The organism is Micromonospora echinofusca (genome assembly GCF_900091445.1).
In the GTDB taxonomy this organism is placed as follows: Bacteria; Actinomycetota; Actinomycetes; order Mycobacteriales; family Micromonosporaceae; genus Micromonospora; species Micromonospora echinofusca.
Genome location: NZ_LT607733.1, coordinates 2,286,356 through 2,303,075, shown reverse-complemented (window position 1 = coordinate 2,303,075; position 16,720 = coordinate 2,286,356). Strand labels below are relative to the sequence as shown.

At 75.0% G+C, this 16,720-nt stretch carries 14 protein-coding genes; 4 read left to right on the top strand and 10 right to left on the bottom strand.

All coding sequences use genetic code 11. The features are described 5' to 3' along the window. Positions 1–111 precede the first annotated feature (111 nt). From GA0070610_RS10220 to GA0070610_RS10195, 6 genes are all read right to left on the bottom strand, one after another. A complete protein-coding gene (locus tag GA0070610_RS10220; RefSeq protein WP_089003396.1) occupies positions 112–1,338 on the bottom strand; it encodes a M20/M25/M40 family metallo-hydrolase in 1,227 nt (408 codons plus the stop codon). 214 nt (positions 1,339–1,552) lie between these two features. Continuing rightward, positions 1,553–2,365, bottom strand: coding sequence for a SigB/SigF/SigG family RNA polymerase sigma factor (locus tag GA0070610_RS10215; RefSeq protein ID WP_088999807.1), 813 nt, complete (start codon positions 2,363–2,365; stop codon positions 1,553–1,555). A gap of 180 nt (positions 2,366–2,545) precedes the next feature. Next, positions 2,546–3,013 (bottom strand): MaoC family dehydratase, encoded by a 468-nt coding sequence (locus tag GA0070610_RS10210; protein ID WP_088999806.1) that lies wholly within the window; start codon positions 3,011–3,013, stop codon positions 2,546–2,548. Continuing rightward, a complete protein-coding gene (locus GA0070610_RS10205; RefSeq protein ID WP_088999805.1) occupies positions 3,010–4,182 on the bottom strand; it encodes an acyl-CoA dehydrogenase family protein in 1,173 nt (390 codons plus the stop codon). The genes GA0070610_RS10210 and GA0070610_RS10205 overlap by 4 nt, the downstream gene beginning before the upstream one ends. 34 nt (positions 4,183–4,216) lie before the next feature. Further along, positions 4,217–4,975, bottom strand: coding sequence for a 3-oxoacyl-ACP reductase FabG (gene fabG / locus GA0070610_RS10200; RefSeq protein WP_088999804.1), 759 nt, complete (start codon positions 4,973–4,975; stop codon positions 4,217–4,219). A 16-nt stretch (positions 4,976–4,991) separates the two neighbouring features. Then, positions 4,992–6,140 (bottom strand): acyl-CoA dehydrogenase family protein, encoded by a 1,149-nt coding sequence (locus GA0070610_RS10195; RefSeq protein ID WP_088999803.1) that lies wholly within the window; start codon positions 6,138–6,140, stop codon positions 4,992–4,994. A gap of 89 nt (positions 6,141–6,229) precedes the next feature. Here GA0070610_RS10195 and GA0070610_RS10190 point away from each other — a divergent pair, with 89 nt between their 5' ends. From GA0070610_RS10190 to GA0070610_RS10180, 3 genes are read left to right on the top strand one after another with little or no spacing between them, the layout of a single operon-like run. Then, entirely contained in the window at positions 6,230–6,895 is a 666-nt protein-coding gene (locus tag GA0070610_RS10190; protein ID WP_088999802.1) for a TetR/AcrR family transcriptional regulator, read from the top strand. 48 nt (positions 6,896–6,943) lie between these two features. Further along, on the top strand, positions 6,944–8,362 hold the full coding sequence (locus GA0070610_RS10185) for an aldehyde dehydrogenase family protein (RefSeq protein ID WP_088999801.1): 1,419 nt from the start codon (positions 6,944–6,946) through the stop codon (positions 8,360–8,362). Next, positions 8,359–9,432 (top strand): alcohol dehydrogenase catalytic domain-containing protein, encoded by a 1,074-nt coding sequence (locus GA0070610_RS10180; RefSeq protein ID WP_088999800.1) that lies wholly within the window; start codon positions 8,359–8,361, stop codon positions 9,430–9,432. Before GA0070610_RS10185 ends, GA0070610_RS10180 begins: the two co-directional genes overlap by 4 nt. A 124-nt stretch (positions 9,433–9,556) precedes the next feature. Here the strand turns inward: GA0070610_RS10180 and GA0070610_RS10175 are convergent, their stop codons facing one another. From GA0070610_RS10175 to GA0070610_RS10165, 3 genes are all read right to left on the bottom strand, one after another. Continuing rightward, on the bottom strand, positions 9,557–12,343 hold the full coding sequence (locus tag GA0070610_RS10175; RefSeq protein ID WP_231926039.1) for a helix-turn-helix transcriptional regulator: 2,787 nt from the start codon (positions 12,341–12,343) through the stop codon (positions 9,557–9,559). Between the two features lie 87 nt (positions 12,344–12,430). Continuing rightward, positions 12,431–13,042, bottom strand: a complete 612-nt coding sequence (locus tag GA0070610_RS10170) for a TetR/AcrR family transcriptional regulator (protein ID WP_088999798.1) — start codon at positions 13,040–13,042, stop codon at positions 12,431–12,433. Positions 13,043–13,139: 97 nt separating this feature from the next. Continuing rightward, positions 13,140–13,907: an SDR family oxidoreductase gene (locus tag GA0070610_RS10165; RefSeq protein ID WP_231926038.1), complete on the bottom strand. Its 768-nt coding sequence runs from the start codon at positions 13,905–13,907 to the stop codon at positions 13,140–13,142. A 133-nt stretch (positions 13,908–14,040) separates the two neighbouring features. Between GA0070610_RS10165 and GA0070610_RS10160 the strand changes: the two genes are divergently transcribed. Then, positions 14,041–15,261 (top strand): acetyl-CoA C-acetyltransferase, encoded by a 1,221-nt coding sequence (locus GA0070610_RS10160; protein ID WP_088999796.1) that lies wholly within the window; start codon positions 14,041–14,043, stop codon positions 15,259–15,261. A 99-nt stretch (positions 15,262–15,360) separates the two neighbouring features. Here GA0070610_RS10160 and GA0070610_RS10155 read toward each other — a convergent pair whose 3' ends face one another. Next, complete coding sequence (locus GA0070610_RS10155; RefSeq protein ID WP_088999795.1) at positions 15,361–16,641, bottom strand: ABC transporter substrate-binding protein; 1,281 nt, start codon at positions 16,639–16,641, stop codon at positions 15,361–15,363. Between the last annotated feature and the right edge of the window lie 79 nt (positions 16,642–16,720).

The window sequence follows — 16,720 nt, the reverse complement described above, 5'->3', positions numbered from 1 at the left end:
CAGCCATGAGCGCCTCCCCGTGCGATCGACGGATCCAGCATCGCCCAGCGGCGCGGGGCGCGTTTACGCAACCGTGCGGACTTGCCGGCCTCGCTCGCGGGCCCCCGGCCCTCACCCGTCCGTCGACGAGCCCTGCCCGGCCGGTACCGCGTCGAGCGGTCGGGGCCCGCCGAGCGCCGCGCTCGTCCCCGGCTCCGGGGAGACGGCGGGCCCGGCCGGCGGCGCGGCGAGGATCCGGGCCGTCAGGGCGGCCAGCAGCGCGGTGCGCTCCGGCATCCGCGCGACGTCGACGTACTCGCCGCGCGCGTGCGGCAGGCCGCCCACCCCGCCCAGGCCGTCCAGGGTCGGTACGCCGAGGGCGCCGGTGAAGTTGGCGTCGGAGGCGCCCGGGGCGGCGACGCCGCGCACGGCCGGCAGCCCCAGGTCCGCCGCCGCCGACTGCGCGATCCGCAGCAGGGGCGTCGATACGGCGGCCGGCAGCGGATACCGGTTGATCCCGCCGCTGACGGTCAACCGCGCGTCGGGCAGCCGGGGGGTCAGCTCGCGGACCAGCCGGTCCACCCGGTGCAACTCCTCGCGGGTCCAGGCCCGCACGTCGACGCAGAGGACCGCGGACTCGGGCACCACGTTCGTCATCGTGCCGGCGGAGAGCACCGTCGGGGTGACGCTCGTCTCCCCCACGGCGAAGGCCTGCACCGCGAGGACGTGGTGGGCGAGTTCGACCCCGGCGTTGACGCCCCGGTGCGGTTCGACGCCGGCGTGGGCCGCCCGGCCGCCGACCGTGATCCGGTAGACGGAGCCGCCCTTACGGGCGACCTTCAGGTCGCCGCCCTCGGTGCTCGGCTCGCCGACCAGCACCGCACCGGAACGCCGGGCCTGCTCCTCGATCAGCGGGCGGGAGGTGACCGAACCGCTCTCCTCGTCGCAGGTGAGCAGCAGCCCGACCCGCGAGGTGTCCGGCAGCAGTTCCAGCGCGGTGAGCATCTGCACGATCCCGGCCTTCATGTCGCAGACCCCGGGCCCCGTCGCGGTGCTCCCGGTCAGCGTGAAGGGCCATTCGGAGATGGTTCCGGCCGGCCACACCGTGTCGTAGTGACCCAGCAGCAGCACGCGCTGGTCAGGGGCCGACCAGAGCAGGTGCGGCAGCCCGTCGAGGACCACGCGACGCCCCCGCCGGCCCAGCGCGGCGTCCCCCCACGCCTGGAGCAGGTCGGCGCAGGCGGCCAGCTCCGGGCCCGCGCCCGGCGGCGACTCGCAGGTCACCAACCGGCGCAACCGCTGCGTCAGCACCCCGGCCCGCGCCTGCGCCCCGCGCCGAAATATATCGACATCCACCATCATCCGATGGTGGCACCGCCGCCCCGACCGCCACAGGGCACGCCGCCCGACACCGCACGGACGCGGTGGTACGGGGCCCGACACGGCATCCTGGAAGACGGGGGTGGGTCACGGCGACGCGGCGCAGACGGCGACGTCCGCCCCGCCGGGTGCGGCGGGGCGGACGTGGAGGCCGTTCTCGAGCGGGTGCCGGCGGGGCCGACCCCGCGATTCGTCAGTGGCTCATCTCGAGCTGGCCGCGCAGCTTGACCAGCGCGCGGGCGAGCAGGCGGGAGACGTGCATCTGGGAGACGCCGACCTGCGCCGCGATCTCGCTCTGGGTCAGGTTGCCGTAGAAGCGCAGGGTGAGGATCTTCTGCTCGCGCTCGTCGAGGGTGGCCAGCGCCGGGCCGAGGGCGACGCGCAGCTCGGCCAGCTCGAACTCGCCGTCCTCGGCGCCCAGGGTGTCGCCGAGCTCGGTGGCGCTGTCGCCGTCGCCGATGGGGGTGGACAGGGAGACGGCGTTGTAGGCACGCGCGCCCTCGAGCCCTTCCAGGACCTCTTCCTCGGTGACGCCGAGGTGGGTGGCGATGTCGGCGACCGTCGGCGCGCGGTTGAGCGTCTGGGTGAGGGTGCCGTTGGCCTCGGAGATGCGCAGCCGCAGCTCCTGGAGGCGACGCGGGACCCGGATGTTCCAGGTGCGGTCGCGGAAGTGGCGCTTGATCTCACCGAGGATCGTCGGGATGGCGAAGCCGGCGAAGTCGACGCCCCGGGAGGCGTCGAACCGGTCCACGGCCTTGATCAGCCCGAGCGCCGCGGTCTGGGCCAGGTCCCCGTTGGGCTCACCGCGCCCGCTGTAGCGGAAGGCGAGGTGGTGGGCCAGCGGCAGCCACGCCTCGATCACCCGTGCCCGCAGCGCCGGCCGGTCGGGGTGCCCCTCCGGCAGGGCGGCGAGGGCGGCGGTCAGCTCGCTCGCGCGGGTCTCGTCACCGGATACCGTGGTGGCGGCGTCGGTGCTGGCGGTCGGCGCGGTCGTCGTGGTGATCATGCTGCCCTTCCCTGTCCTACCGATGCGGCGGCGCCGGGAACCGACGACCGCAGTGCCACCACCCTAGACCAACGGCCGCCGCCATATCAACCGAACGGCCGATGGATAAAAGCGACAGAAACTCCCGAAGGAGGCGCGAACGGTGTGGCTCCCGCCACGCGCGGCCGGCGCCGCCGGCACTCAGGGGGACGGCGGCTGCCCGTAGAGCCGACTCACCGTCTCGGCGACGCAGACCGGCTTGCCACCCGCGTCGCACTCCACGGTCACGGCGGTGACCAGCTGCACCCCGCCCGCCACCGGGGACACCTCGGCGATGGTGGCGACGGCCCGGACCGCCGTGCCGACCCGTACGGGGGCGGGGAACCGCACCCGGTTCAGGCCGTAGTTGACCCCCATCCGCACGCCCCGCACCCGGTAGAGCCGGCCCACCAGCGCCGGCAGCAGGGACAGCGTGAGGTAGCCGTGGGCGATCGTGCCGCCGTACGGGCCGGTGGCGGCCCGCTGCGGGTCGAGGTGGATCCACTGGTGGTCGTCGGTGGCGTCGGCGAACAGGTCGACGCGCCCCTGGTCGATCCGCTGCCACGGCCCCGGGCCGAGGGTCTGCCCGACCGCCGCGGCCAGCTCGTCGAGGGAGTCGAAGGTCCTCATGCCAGGTGCCCTCCCAGCCGGGTGTAGCCGCGCAGCAGGTCCCGCGCGATGATGAGCCGCTGCATCTCGTCGGTGCCCTCGAAGATGCGGTAGAGCCGCACCTGCCGGTACCAGCGTTCGACGGGCAGCTCCCGGGTGTAGCCCATGCCGCCGTGGATCTGGAGCACCCGGTCGACCACGCGGTTGACCATGCCGGCGCCGTAGAGCTTCGCCATCGAGGAGGCGTGCCGCGGGTCCATGCCCTGGTCCACCGTCCAGGCCGCCCGCAGGATGAGCCAGCGGGCCGCCTCCAGCTCGGTCTCGGAGTCCGCGATCATCCACTGGATCGCCTGGTTGTCGCCGATCGGCCGGCCGAACGTCTGGCGGGTGGTGGCGTAGTCGATCGCCATCCGCAGCGCGCGCTCGGCGATGCCGACCGCGTGCGAGGGGATGGTGTAGCGCCCCTTGCCGATCCACTCCATCGCGAGGGCGAACCCCTGGCCCGGCTCGCCGAGGATGTTGCGCTGCGGCACCCGTACGTCGTCGAAGACCAGCGCCGCCGGCCCACCCTCGCCCATGGTCTGGATGAACTCCGAGCGCCAGCCCATCGCCCGGTCCACCAGGAAGGCCGTGGCACCGCCGTTGCGGGCCCCCTTCTCCCGGTCGGTGACCGCGATGACGATGGCGAAGTCGGCCTCGTTGCCGCCGGTGATGAAGGTCTTCTCGCCGTTGAGCACCCAGTCGTCGCCGTCGCGGCGGGCGCTGAGCCGGATGTTGGCGGCGTCGCTCCCGGCGCCCGGCTCGGTGATCGCGAAGCAGCTGCGCCGCTCCCCCTCGATCGTCGGGATCAGGAACTCCCGCTGCTGATCCTCGTTGGCCCGGAACAGGATGTTGTCGGCCTCGCCGCCGAAGCGGAACGGCACGTACGAGCGGCCCAGCTCGGTCCAGATCAGCGACTGGGTGACGGCCGGCAGGTCCATGCCGCCGTACGCCTCGGGGGTGGCCAGCCCCCAGAAGCCGAAGGCGCGCGCCTTGAGCTGCAACTCGCGCAGCTCGTCGGGTTCCAGCCCGGGCCGGTGGGCGCGTTCGCGCCGCAGCAGCTCCTGCTCCAGCGGCATGACCTCCCTGGTGATGAAGTCGCGGGCCGTGTCGCGGATGGCCCGTTCGGTGTCCGAGAGCGCGAAGTCCATGTCCCCTCCGGGGTCGGGTGCGGTGGTACGCGCCTCAGCGCGCGCCGCCGTTGACGTACAGGGTCTGACCGCTGACGTACGAGGCGTCGTCGCTGGCCAGGAAGGCGATCACCGAGGCGATCTCGGCGGGCTGGGCGACCCGGCGCAGCGGGGTGTGCTCGGCGACCGCCCGCTGGTGCGCCTCGGGGCTGCTGCCCACCCGCTCGGCGGTGGCGGCGGTCATCGCGGTGGCCACGTAGCCGGGGGCGACCGCGTTGACGGTGACGTTGAACGGGCCCAGCTCGACGGCGAGGGTGGCGGTGAGGCCCTGCACGCCCGCCTTGGCCGCCGCGTAGTTGACCTGGCCCCGATTGCCGAGCGCGGAGCGGCTGCTGAGGTTGACGATCCGGCCGTAGCGGGCCGCCACCATGTGTTCCTGCGCCGCCTGGCAGCACAGGAACATGCTCGTCAGGTTGGTGGTCAGCACCGCCTCCCACTCGGGCAGCGGCATCTTGAACAGCAGGTTGTCGCGGGTGATCCCGGCGTTGTTGACGAGCACGTGCAGCCCGCCGTACGCCTGGAGGACCTGGTCGGTCATGGCGGCGACCGCCGCGGCGTCGGTCACGTCGCAGCCGATGCCGACGGCCCGGCCACCGGCGGCGGCGATCTCGTCGGCGACGGCCCGGGCGCGCGCCGCGTCGAGGTCGACCACGGCGACCGCCGCGCCCTCGGCGGCCAGCCGGTGCGCGGTTGCCGCGCCGATGCCCTGCGCGGCGCCGGTGACGACGGCGACCCGGTCGGCGAATCTGGTCACGGTTTCTCCCTGGCTTCTAGAAGGCGTTGACGCCGGTGAGCGCGCGTCCGATGAGCAGCTGCTGGATCTGGCTGGTGCCCTCGTAGAGGGTGGCGACGCGGGCGTCGCGCAGGTACTTGCCGACCGGGTACTCGTCGATGTAGCCGTAGCCGCCGAAGACCTGCACCGCGTTGTTGGCCGCGCGCACGGCGGCCTCGCTGGCGAAGAGCTTGGCCATCGACGCCTCGGTGGCGAACGGCTCGCCCCGGTCGATCAGGTCGGCCACCCGCCACACGAGCAGGCGCGCGGCGTCGGTGTCGACGGCGATGGCGGCGAGCAGTTGCTGCACGAGCTGGTGGGCGGCGATGGGCTTGCCGAACTGGGTGCGCTGCCCGGCGTAGCCGACGGCCGCGTCCAGGCAGCCCTGGGCGATGCCGACGCAGCCGGCGGCCACGGACATCCGGCCCTTGGCCAGGGTGGCGAGGGCGAGCCGGAAGCCGGCGCCCTCGTCGCCCAGGCGCGCCGAGTCCGGCACCCGTACGCCGTCGAAGCGCAGCTCACCGGTGGCCTGCCCGCGCAGCCCCAGCTTGCCGTGGATCTCCCGCCGGGTCAGGCCCGGCGCGTCGGTGGGCACCAGGAACGCGCTGATGCCCCGGTGCCCGGGGCCGCCGGTGCGGGCGAAGACCAGCGCGACGTCGGCCGTGGTGCCGTTGGTGATGAACATCTTCGCGCCGGTGATCAGCCAGTCGGTGCCGTCGCGCACCGCCCGGGTGGTCAGCGCGGCGGCGTCGGAGCCGCTGTCCGGCTCGGTCAGCGCGAAGCAGCCGAGCGCCGCGCCGGAGCAGAGCCGGGGCAGCCACTGCTCCCGCTGGGCCGGGGTCCCGTGCGCGGCGACGGACTTGGCGACCAGGCCGAGGGAGACCGAGACGATGCCGCGTACGGCGGAGTCGCCGCGGCCGAGTTCCTCCAGCACCAGGCAGTAGGAGAGGTGGTCGCCGCCGGACCCGCCGTCGTCCTCGCCGATGGTGAGACCCAGGAAGCCCAGCTCGCCGAGCTTGCCGACGATGTCGGGGTCGACGGACTCCCGGCGGTCCCAGGTGGCCGCGTGCGGCACCACCTCGCGGTCGACGAAGTCCGCGGCGAGCCGGCGGACCGCCGCCTGCTCGGCGGAGAGTTCCAGATCCATGAGCCTTAAACTAGCGGTGCAAGTTTAATTCCGTCCAGACCCGGTTGTGGCAGAGTCTGCGAGGGACGACCCGAGCGAAGGAGGACCGGATGCCCCGGCCGCGGCAGGCGCTGCTCAGCCGGCAGCGGATCGTCGAGACCGCCGCCGCGCTGATCGACGCCGAGGGGTTGGAGGGCTTCTCCACCCGCCGGCTCGCCGCCGAGCTCGGGGTACGCGGGCCGTCGCTCTACAACCACTTCGCCACCAAGGACGAGATCCTCGACGCGGTGGCCGACAGCGTCACCGGCCAGGTGGACGTGTCGTTCTTCGGCACCGTCGACTGGCGCGAGGCGCTGCGCCGGTGGGGGCACTCCTACCGGGCCGCGCTGGCGGCGCACCCGAACATCGTGCCGTACCTGGCCCGGGGCCCGGGGCGCCGGCCGGCGGCGCTGACCATGGCCGACGCCGTCTACGGCGGACTGGTCGCCGCCGGGTGGCCGCCGGCCCGGGCGACCCACATCGGCGCGCTCATGCGCTACTTCGTGGCCGGCTCGGCGCTGGGCTCGTTCGCCCGGGGCTTCGTCGAGGACCCGGGGCTGTACGCGGAGCAGTACCCGCACCTGACCCAGGCCCACCGACTGGCCGAGCATCAGCAGCAGGTGGACGAGGGCGCCTTCGCGCTGGGCCTGGACGCGCTGATCCACGGGCTGTCGCGCACCTACGAGGAGCACATCGGGCCGCTGCCACCCCTCCCGCCGGCCGGCGACGCGTACTAGAGTCAAAACTTGCACTGCTAGTTTTGGCCGACGTACGTGAGGGGCACGATGGATCTCGCACGGACCGACTTCTACCTCGACGGACAGTGGGTCGCCGCCGGCGCCGGGGAGACCGTCGCGGTGCGGAACCCGGCGACCGAGGAGGTCATCGCCGCCGTCCCGGCCGGCACCGCCGCCGACATCGACCGCGCCGTCGCGGCGGCCCGGGCCGCCTTCCCCGGCTGGGCCGACACCGCGCCCGCCGCGCGGGCCGCCCGCCTGGACCGGCTGCACGCCGCGCTCTCCGCCCGGGCCGACGAGGTCGCCCGCACCGTCGCCCTGGAGCTGGGCACCCCGCTGAAGGTGGCCACCCGGGTCCAGGCCGGCCTGCCGCTGACGGTCCTGCACAGCTACGTCGAGCTGGCCGCCCGCCCCCCGGCCGACGAGACCGTCGGCAACTCGCTGGTGGTCCGGGAACCGGTCGGCGTGGTCGGGGCGATCACCCCCTGGAACTACCCGCTGCACCAGGTCGTCGCGAAGCTGGCCCCCGCCCTGGCCGCCGGCTGCACGGTGGTGCTCAAGCCGAGCGAGCTGACCCCGCTGACGGCGTACCTGCTCTTCGACGCGATCCACGAGGCCGGTCTCCCGCCCGGGGTGGTCAACCTGGTCACCGGCACCGGCCCGGTCGTCGGCGAGGCCATCGCCGCGCACCCCGACGTCGACATGGTCTCCTTCACCGGCTCGACGGCCACCGGCCGGCGGATCTCCCACCTCGCCGCCGACCGGATCGCCCGGGTCGCCCTGGAACTCGGCGGCAAGTCGGCCAACCTCGTCCTCGACGACGCCGACCTGGGCACGGCCGTGAAGGTGGGGGTCGGCAACGCCTTCCTCAACTCCGGGCAGACCTGCACCGCCTGGACCCGGCTGCTGGTGCACCGCGACCGCTACGACGAGGCCCTCGACCTGGCCGCCAAGGTCGCGGCCGGCTACCGGCTGGGCGACCCGTTCGACCCGGCCACCCGGCTCGGCCCGCTGGTCTCCGCGGCGCAGCGGGAACGGGTCCTCGGGCACGTCGCCCGAGGGCTGGCCGACGGGGGCCGACTGGTGTGCGGCGGGCCCGACGCGCCGGTGCCGGACCGGGGGTTCTTCGTCGCCCCGACGGTGATCGCCGACGTCGACCCCGACAGCGCCCTGGCCCAGGAGGAGGTCTTCGGCCCGGTGCTCGCGGTCATCGGGTTCGACGACGAGGACGAGGCGGTGGCCATCGCCAACAACTCCCGCTACGGGCTGGCCGGCGCGGTCTGGTCGGCCGACGAGGAGCGGGCGCTGCGGGTGGCCCGGCGGATGCGTACGGGCGCCGTCGACGTCAACGGCGCCCCCTTCAACCCGCTCGCCCCGTTCGGCGGCTACAAGCAGTCCGGCCTCGGCCGGGAGCTGGGCCGGCACGGGCTCGAGGAGTTCCTCCAGGTCAAGGCCATCCAGCGATGAGGGCGCTGGTCGTACGGGCCGTCGGTGCCCCGCTGCGGGTGGAGGAGATCGAGCTGCCCGCCCTGGGTCCGCACGAGGTACGGGTGAGCGTCCGGGCCGCCGGCGTCTGCCACTCCGACCTGTCCATGGTCGACGGCACGCTCGCGCCGCCGTACCCGCTGGTGCTGGGGCACGAGGCGGCGGGGGTGGTGGTCGAGGTCGGCGAGGGGGTCACGCGGGTCGCGCCGGGCGCGCACGTGGTGCTGAACTGGGCCCCGCCCTGCCGCGACTGCTGGTACTGCCGGCGGGACGAGCCGTGGCTGTGCGAACGCACCGGAGCGCCCTCGGCCCCCCGGGGGCGGACGTCGTCCGGCGAGCCCCTGCACGTCACGCTCGGCCTCGGCGCCCTCGCCGAGGAGGTGGTGGTGCCGCAGGACGCCGTCATCGGAGTCCCGGCGGAGCTGCCCTTCGAGGCGGCGGCGCTGCTCGGCTGCGCCGTGCTCACCGGCGTCGGCGCGGTCCGCCGTACGGCGAAGGTGTCCGCCGGCGAGTCGGTGGCCGTGATCGGCCTCGGCGGGGTGGGCCTGTCGGTGGTCTCCGCCGCGCGGGCCGCCGGCGCCGACCCGGTGCTCGCCGTCGACGTCTCCCCGACCAAGGCGGCGCTGGCCACCGCGGCCGGGGCCACCGACTTCCTGCTCGCCGACGAGTCGCTCAACCGGGCGATCCGGGGGCGCACCGAAGGTCGCGGCGTCGACCACGCGCTGGAGTGCGTCGGGCGGGCGGCCACCATCCGCACCGCCTGGCGGGCGACCCGCCGGGGCGGCCAGGTCACCGTCGTCGGCATGGGTGCCAAGGACGACATCGTCGGGCTGGGCGCGCTGGACATCTTCCACTCGGCCCGGACGCTGCGCTCCTCGGTCTACGGCTCCTCCGACCCGGACCGGGACGTGCCCGAACTCGCCCGCGCCGTGCTCGACGGCACCCTCGACCTCGGCTACCTGATCACCGACCGCACCACCCTCGACGGCGCCCCGGAGGCCTTCGCCCGCATGTCCCGCGGCGAGGGCGCCCGCACCGTGGTCCTCCCCTAACCCTGCCCGGGCCCCTCGCTCCCACCCCCACCGGCGTCGATCATGCAGTTGTGGTGCCTGACGAAAGCCGCGAAGTGGCACTGACCGCCCAGCACAAGTCCATGATCGACGCGGGCGGGGCGGGTCAGGAGAGGGCGCGGGCCAGTTCGGTGCGGGAGCGGATGTTGAGGCGGTGGAAGATGTTGCGCAGGTGGTGGTCGACGGTGCGGGTGGACAGGAACATCCGGGCGGCGATCTCCCGGTTGGTGGCGCCCTCGGCGACCAGTTGCGCGATGCGGAGCTGCTGACCGGTCAGCAGTCGCGCCGCCGACTCCTCCGGGGGGCCGACCGACTCGCCGGCCGCCCGCAGCTCCGTGGTGGCCTGCTCCGCCCAGCTGGCCGCCCCGAGCAGCGTGAACGCCTCCCGCGCGGCGTGCAGGTGCTCGCGGGCCGCGCGCGGTCGGCGGCTGCGGCGCAGTTCCCGGCCGAGGAGCAGCTCGGTGCGGGCCCGCTCGAACGCGTCGGCGTCCGTCGGGTGCAGCCGCAGGGCGGTGCGGAACTCGCGCTCCGCCTCGGCGCTGCCCCGGGGCGCGAGCAGCCCGTGGCAACGCGCGGAGAGGGCCCGGCGCGACGGGCTCGCCGTACTGCTGGCCCACCGGTCGAAGACGGCGAGGGCGGCGCCGGCGACCGGGCGGTCCGCGACGGCGGCGGCCGCCTCCACGAGGTACGGGGTGGCCATCACCAGGACCAGCACCTGCCCCCGGCCCGTACCCGGACAGGCCAGCCCGGCCAGTCGCGCGGCGGCGGCGGCCGGCCGGTTGTCGACCAGGTCGAGCACGGCCAGCGCCCACTGCGCGAGGGCGCGCGGCCGGCTGTGCGCGCCCGCGTCCTCGCCGATCTCCCGGATCCGGTGCAGGGCGGTGTCGCGATCGGCCCGCACGGCTGCCAGCACTGCCAACATCCCCAGGTGTACGCCGGCCCAGTTCTCCTGGCCGGTGTCCCGGGCGATGCGCAGCCCCTCCCGGGAGCTGTCCGTCGCGGCGTCGTGCCGGCCCAGCCAGTACTCCGCGGCCGCCCGCAGCTCCAGCGCGCGCGGCAGTGCGGACACCTCGCCCCGCTCGCGGGCCAGCTCGACGGCGCGCTCGGCGAGCCGGTGCGCCGCGCCGTCCACGGCCACCAGCAGCCCGGCCGCCGCCGCGCAGGTCAGGGCGGCGGGGGTCGACGCCGCCCCGGTCAGCTGTCCACCGAGGACGACCGCCCGACGCAGGGCCGGGCCGGCCTGCTCGTGGTCGCCGCGCAGGGTCGCCGCCGTTCCGGCGACGTAGGCGCTCAGCAGCTCGGTCGCGGGCGGGTCGTCGGGGCGGCGCAACAGCTCCGCCCGGCGCGCGACCTCGGCGTAGCGGTACTGGTCGCCGGCGAAGCAGACGGCCTCGCCCGCCCGCACCAACGCCCCGAGGGCCAGCGCGCGATCGCCGTCCGCGCCACCCGTGCCGGTGCACTCGCGATCGGCGGCGGACAGGGTGTCGGCGGCGGACAGCAGCGTGGTGAGCGCGAGCCCGGGTCGGCCGGTGCGCAGTTCCAGTTCCCCGCGCAGCAGGTCGGCCCGGCCCGCCACGGCGGCCTCCTCGGCCCGGCCCGCGACGGCGACTTCCGCGGCCGGAGGCAGTTCGCCCAGCAGCAGTCGGGCCCGGTGCGCCCGACCGGCCGACCAGGCGTACCGGGCGGCGGCCACCAGCCGGGCGGCGGCGCGCACCGGATCGTCGCTGAGTTCGGCGGCCCGGTGCAGCGCCGCCGCGGCCACCGCTCCCCCGCGTGCGTACTCGGCCGCCGCCTGCTCCAACTCGGCGGCCAGGGCGGGGTCGGGGCCCGGGGCCGCGGCGGCGAGGTGTCCCGCCCGGCGCAGCCGGTGCCGCGTCCCGTCCAGCACGCCGACGAGCAGCAGGTGCGCCGCACGCCGCTCGGCCAGCGGCGCGGCGGCCCGGACGACGGTGCGGACGAGGGGCTGCGGAAAGGTGACCCGTCGCGGCTCGACGCGGACCAGGCCCGCGAGTTCGGCCGGGGCGAGCGCCTCGACCGCCGTGCCGGCGGCGCGGGCCGCCCGGACCAGGGTGGCCGGCTCCCCGTCCTCGTCGAGCGCGGCGAGCAGCAGGACGCGGCGGGTGTCGGCGGGCAGCCGCTCCACGCGGGCCCGGTAGGCGCGGCCCAGCCTGCCGTCGGGCGGGGGCGTCTCGGGCACGGGTTCCTCCCCGCGGCACTGCCCGGGGGTGAGCACCCCGGCCAGGTCGAGAAGGGCCTGCGGGTTGCCGCCGGCAGCCGCACCGAGCGCGGCGGCCACGGGTGGCGCGGGTGGGCGGCCGCCCAGCCGGTCGGTGAGCAGAGCGGCGCTGTCCCGGTCGTCGAGCGGGCGCAGCCGGTGGCGGGCGATCCCGCCGAGCGGCACGTCCGCGACGGTGGTGAGCAGGACGGCCACCCGCGAGCGGTGCAGGCGGCGGGCGACGAACGCCAGCACGTCCGCCGTGGGCTGGTCGCCCCGGTCCACGTCGTCCATCGTGCACAGCAGGGGGGTCTCCCGCGCGGCGGCGGCCAGCAGGCCGAGCACGGCCAGGGAGAGCGCCAGGCGGCGGTGGGCGGGGCAGCCCGCGCCCGCCACCGCCCGCAGCAGCACCCGCCGCTGGTGCTCCGGCAGCGCCGGGGCGCGGTCGAGCACCGGGTCCAGCAGCCGTTGCAGCCCGGCGTACGGCAGGTCGGCCTCCTCGGGGAGCCCCGTGCCGGCCAGGACGGCGCAGCCCTCGGCGTGCCGGTGCGCGTAGTCGACGAGCGCGCTCCGGCCGGATCCCGGCTCGCCCTGGAGCAGCAGCGCTCCCCCGCCGGTGGGCAGGTCGCCCAGCAGCCGCCGGATGGCGGCGCGCTCCTCGGTCCGGCCACGCAACACGGTTAATTGCACTGACGATGCAGTAACCATGCATCGAGTGTCACCTATCGGTAGCCCGATGGAAAGCCCGACCACCCCGCTCGCGCGTCAGCGCGCGCCGATGTCGGCCAGCAGCGCGGCGACCGTGCGGGCCATCACCGCGCGGGCCTGGTCCACGCCCAGCCCCAGCCCGTCGCGCAGCATCGACCAGGCGGGCCACATGCTCGCGGCCACAATTGCGTGGACCACCTGCGCCCGGTGCGGGCCGGCCTGCTCCAGCTCGGCGGCGAAGAGGTGCTCGACCTCTTCGCGGACCCGCTCGATGTGCTTGAGGCGGTTGCGACGCAGCTGCCCCGAGACCGGCTCGCGCATCTGGGCGGCACGGGCGGACGGCGCGATGAGCTGGAGCAGCCGGGCCCGCTGCCGGCAGTACGCGTCGACCCGCCGGGCCAGCGGCAGCGCCGGCGAGATCGGCCGGTAGGCGGCGTCCTGCTGCCGGAGCAGCTCCGCGCCACTGGCCTCGAAGAGCGTCTCCATGTCCTTGAAGTTGGTCCAGAGCGTCCGCAGCGAGATGCCGGCCCGCTCGGCGATGCGCTCGCCGGTCGGCCGCAGGTCGCCCTCGGAGATGAGCGCCAGGTGCGCCTCGACGATCGCCGCCCGGGTGCGTTCGGCCCGGGCGGTCCGGCCGTCGACCCGGACCGGCGCCTCGGCACCGCCCATCGTCGCCCGCCTCCTCATCGCCCTCACGTCGCCCGCACCGCCGCGCCGAGTCTAGCCACGGGCGACGCGCCGGCCGCCCGGCCCCGGCCCGGCGCGGTCATCCGGCGGGCCGGCCGGCGAGGCTGACCCCGCCGTCGAGGACGAGGGTCTGCCCGGTGATCCACGACGCGTCGTCGGAGGCGAGGAAGGCGACCGCGCTGGCCACGTCGCGGGGCAGCCCGAGGCGCCCCAGCGGGTACGCCCCGGCGACCTCCTCCTCCCGGCCCTCGTGCAGCGCCGCCGCGAAGCGGGTCTTCACCACGGCGGGCGCGACCGCGTTGACGCGGACCTTCGGGGCGAGCTCGACGGCCAGGCACGCGGTGAGGTGGTCGACGGCGGCCTTGCTCACCCCGTAGAAGGCGATGCCGGGCGACGGGACGCGCCCGGCGATCGAGGAGACGTTGACGACGCAGCCACCGCGCCCGCCCATTCCCACGGCGACCTGCTGCACCCAGCCGAGCATGCCGACCAGGTTGACGTCGAGGATCTTGCGGGCCGCCGTCAGGTCCAGGTCGACCAGCGGCCCGTACGCCGGGTTGATCCCGACGTTGTTGACCAGCACGTCGATCGGCCCGAACGCCTCGGCCACGGCGTCGACCGCCGCCCGGCGGTGCCCGGGATCGTCGGCCCGGCCGGGTACGGCCACGGCGCGGGCGGGCCCACCGAGCGCCTCGACCGCCTCGGCCAGGGCCTGCGGGTGTCGCGCGGTCAGCCCCACGCGGGCGCCCTCCGCCACGAGCCGGTGGGCGATGGCCAGGCCGATGCCGCGACTGGCGCCCGTGACGAGGGCGACCCGGCCCGCGAGTCGCCCCGAATCTGCATTCACGATGCAGATAGTAGGAGGGCTGCGGACCGCCGTCAACGACGGAACGTCGATGGAAGCGTCACATTCCATTGACAGCCTCCACGCCTAACCGCACTGTCGATGCAGATAGTTGAATCCCGGAGAGGACGCCGTCATGCCCGAAGCCGTCATCGTCGCCGCCGCCCGGTCGCCCATCGGGCGCGCGCACAAGGGCTCCCTGCGCGACCTGCGCGCCGACGACCTGGCCGCCACCGTCGTACGCGCCGCCCTCGACCAGGTGCCGGCGCTCGATCCGCGCGAGATCGACGACCTGATGCTCGGCTGCGGACAGCCGGCGGGCGAGCAGGGCCACAACCTCGCCCGGGCCGTCGGCACCCTGCTCGGGCTGGACCACCTGCCCGGCACGACGGTCAACCGCTACTGCTCGTCGTCGTTGCAGACCACCCGGATGGCCCTGCACGCCATCCGCGCGGGCGAGGGTCACGCCTTCCTCTCCGTCGGCGTCGAGTGCGTCTCCCGCTACGACCGGGGCCGCGCCGACGGGCACCCCGGCACCACCAACCCCGCCTTCGCGCCGGCCCTGGCGCGAACGGCGAGCCGGGCGGCCGGCGAGCTGTCGGGCTGGCACGACCCGCGCGAGGACGGCGAGTTGCCGGACGTCTACGTCGCGATGGGGCAGACCGCCGAGAACGTGGCCCACCTGCGCGGGGTGTCCCGGCTGAGCCAGGACGAGTTCGCCGTACGGTCGCAACTGCTGGCCGAGAAGGCGATCGCCGACGGCTTCTGGGCCCGCGAGATCACCCCGGTCACGGTGCCCGGCGGGGCGGTGGTGGCCGCCGACGACGGGCCGCGCGCCGGGGTGACCCTGGAGGCGGTGGCGGCGCTGCCGCCGGTGTTCCGGCCCGACGGCACGGTCACCGCCGGCAACTGCTGCCCGCTCAACGACGGCGCCGCCGCGCTCGTGGTGATGTCCGACGTACGGGCGCGGGAGCTGGGCGTCGCCCCGCTGGCCCGGATCGTCTCCACCGGCCTGAGCGCCCTCTCCCCCGAGATCATGGGGCTCGGGCCGGTGGAGGCGTCCCGGCAGGCGCTGCGGCGCGCCGGCATGTCCGTCGGGGACGTCGACCTCGTCGAGATCAACGAGGCGTTCGCCGCGCAGGTGCTGCCCAGCGCCCGGGAGCTGGGCGTCGACTGGGACCGGCTCAACGTCAACGGGGGCGCGATCGCGGTGGGCCACCCGTTCGGCATGACCGGCGCCCGGATCACCACCACGCTGATCAACTCACTGCGCTGGCACGACCGGGAGATCGGGCTGGAGACCATGTGCGTCGGCGGCGGCCAGGGCATGGCGATGGTGATCGAGCGGCTGAGCTGACCCCGACCGTGGCGTGGCGGGCCGGGAAGCCGACACGCCACGCCACGGTCACCGGGCTCACCGCTGCGGGCCTGGTCGGAACCGCCCGGTGCGACCGGTTCAGGAGGCCGTCGGCACCCCGTTGGCCGGCGGCGCCACCGGCGCGGCGGGGTGCTCGCGTACCGGCCCGTCGCCCTCGTCCGTCTCGTACGTGGGCCCGAAGTAGGCCTGCGTCCCGCCGCTCACCCGGGTCAGCCGCTGCCCGCCGTAGCCGGAGTGGTCGGTGTCGGAGTAGCGCAGCGGGGCCAGGCCCGGTCCCTGGTAGCCGCCCTTGGCGACGGCCTCGGTGACCGCCTCGCGGGTGAGGTCCTTGCCGGCGGCGAGGAGCACCTGCACGAAGAGGTAGCCGACCGCCATGCCGTAGACGGTGTTGCCGTCGAACGGCGCGTCGCCGTTGTACTCCTTGTTCACCTTGGTGAAGAGCTGGATCCACGGGTCGGCGGCGTCGTTCTGCATCGGCAGGTAGTTGGCGCCGACCATGCCCTCGAGCAGGCCCGCCGCGGCGCCGAGCTGCTTGGCCAGCGTCGGGTGGTCGGCGCCGACGTTGGAGACCAACCACTGCGGCTTGAAGTTCAGCCGGGCGGCGGTGCCGACGGCCAGGGCGGTGAAGCCGGGCACGGTGGCGAGGATGACCACCTGGCAGCCGGCCGCCTTGAACGCGCCGATCTGGGGCGCCACGTTGGTGTTGCTGGTGACGTACGTCTGCTTCGCCGCCACCGCGCCGGCGCCGAGCACCTTCTCCACTCCGACGAGGCTGTCGCGGCCGAAGTCGTCGTCCTGGCCGAGGAAGCAGACCTTGCGCCCCGGCAGGCTGGTCTTCACGTGGTGGGCCAGGATCTTGCCCTCCACCGTGTAGTCGGGGTTGAAGCCGAACGTGCCCGGATAGCGGTCGGGCTGGTCCCAGCTGCGGCTGCCCGAGGCGACGAAGAGGTCGGGCACCCGGTTGCTCTTGAGGAAGTCGAGCACGCCGGTGTGGGTCGGCGTGCCCAGCCCGTTGAGGATCGCGAAGACCTTGTCCTGGAGGACGAGCTGGCGGACCACCTGCTGCGTGTTCGCCGGGTTGTAGCCGTCGTCCATGATCTTGTACGTGATCTTGCGGCCGTGCACGCCGCCGTTGGCGTTGACGTGGTCGAAGTACGCCTTCGTGGCCGGGGCGATCTTGGAGTAGCCGGCGGAGGCGGGACCGGTGAGCGGCATGTGCGTGCCGACCACGATCTCGGTGTCCGTGACGCCGGGAACCGTGCCCCCGCCGCCACCGTCGTCCCCGGTGCAGGCGGCGGAGGCGACGAGCAGGGTGATGGCGGTGGCGAGCGCGAGGCCGCGCCGTGCCGTTCGTGTCATGTCAGATACCGACCTTTCCTCGGTCCGGTTGGTGGTGGGGCGGGTGCTCGGGTGGGACGGGTGCGGGCTCCCGGCGGGC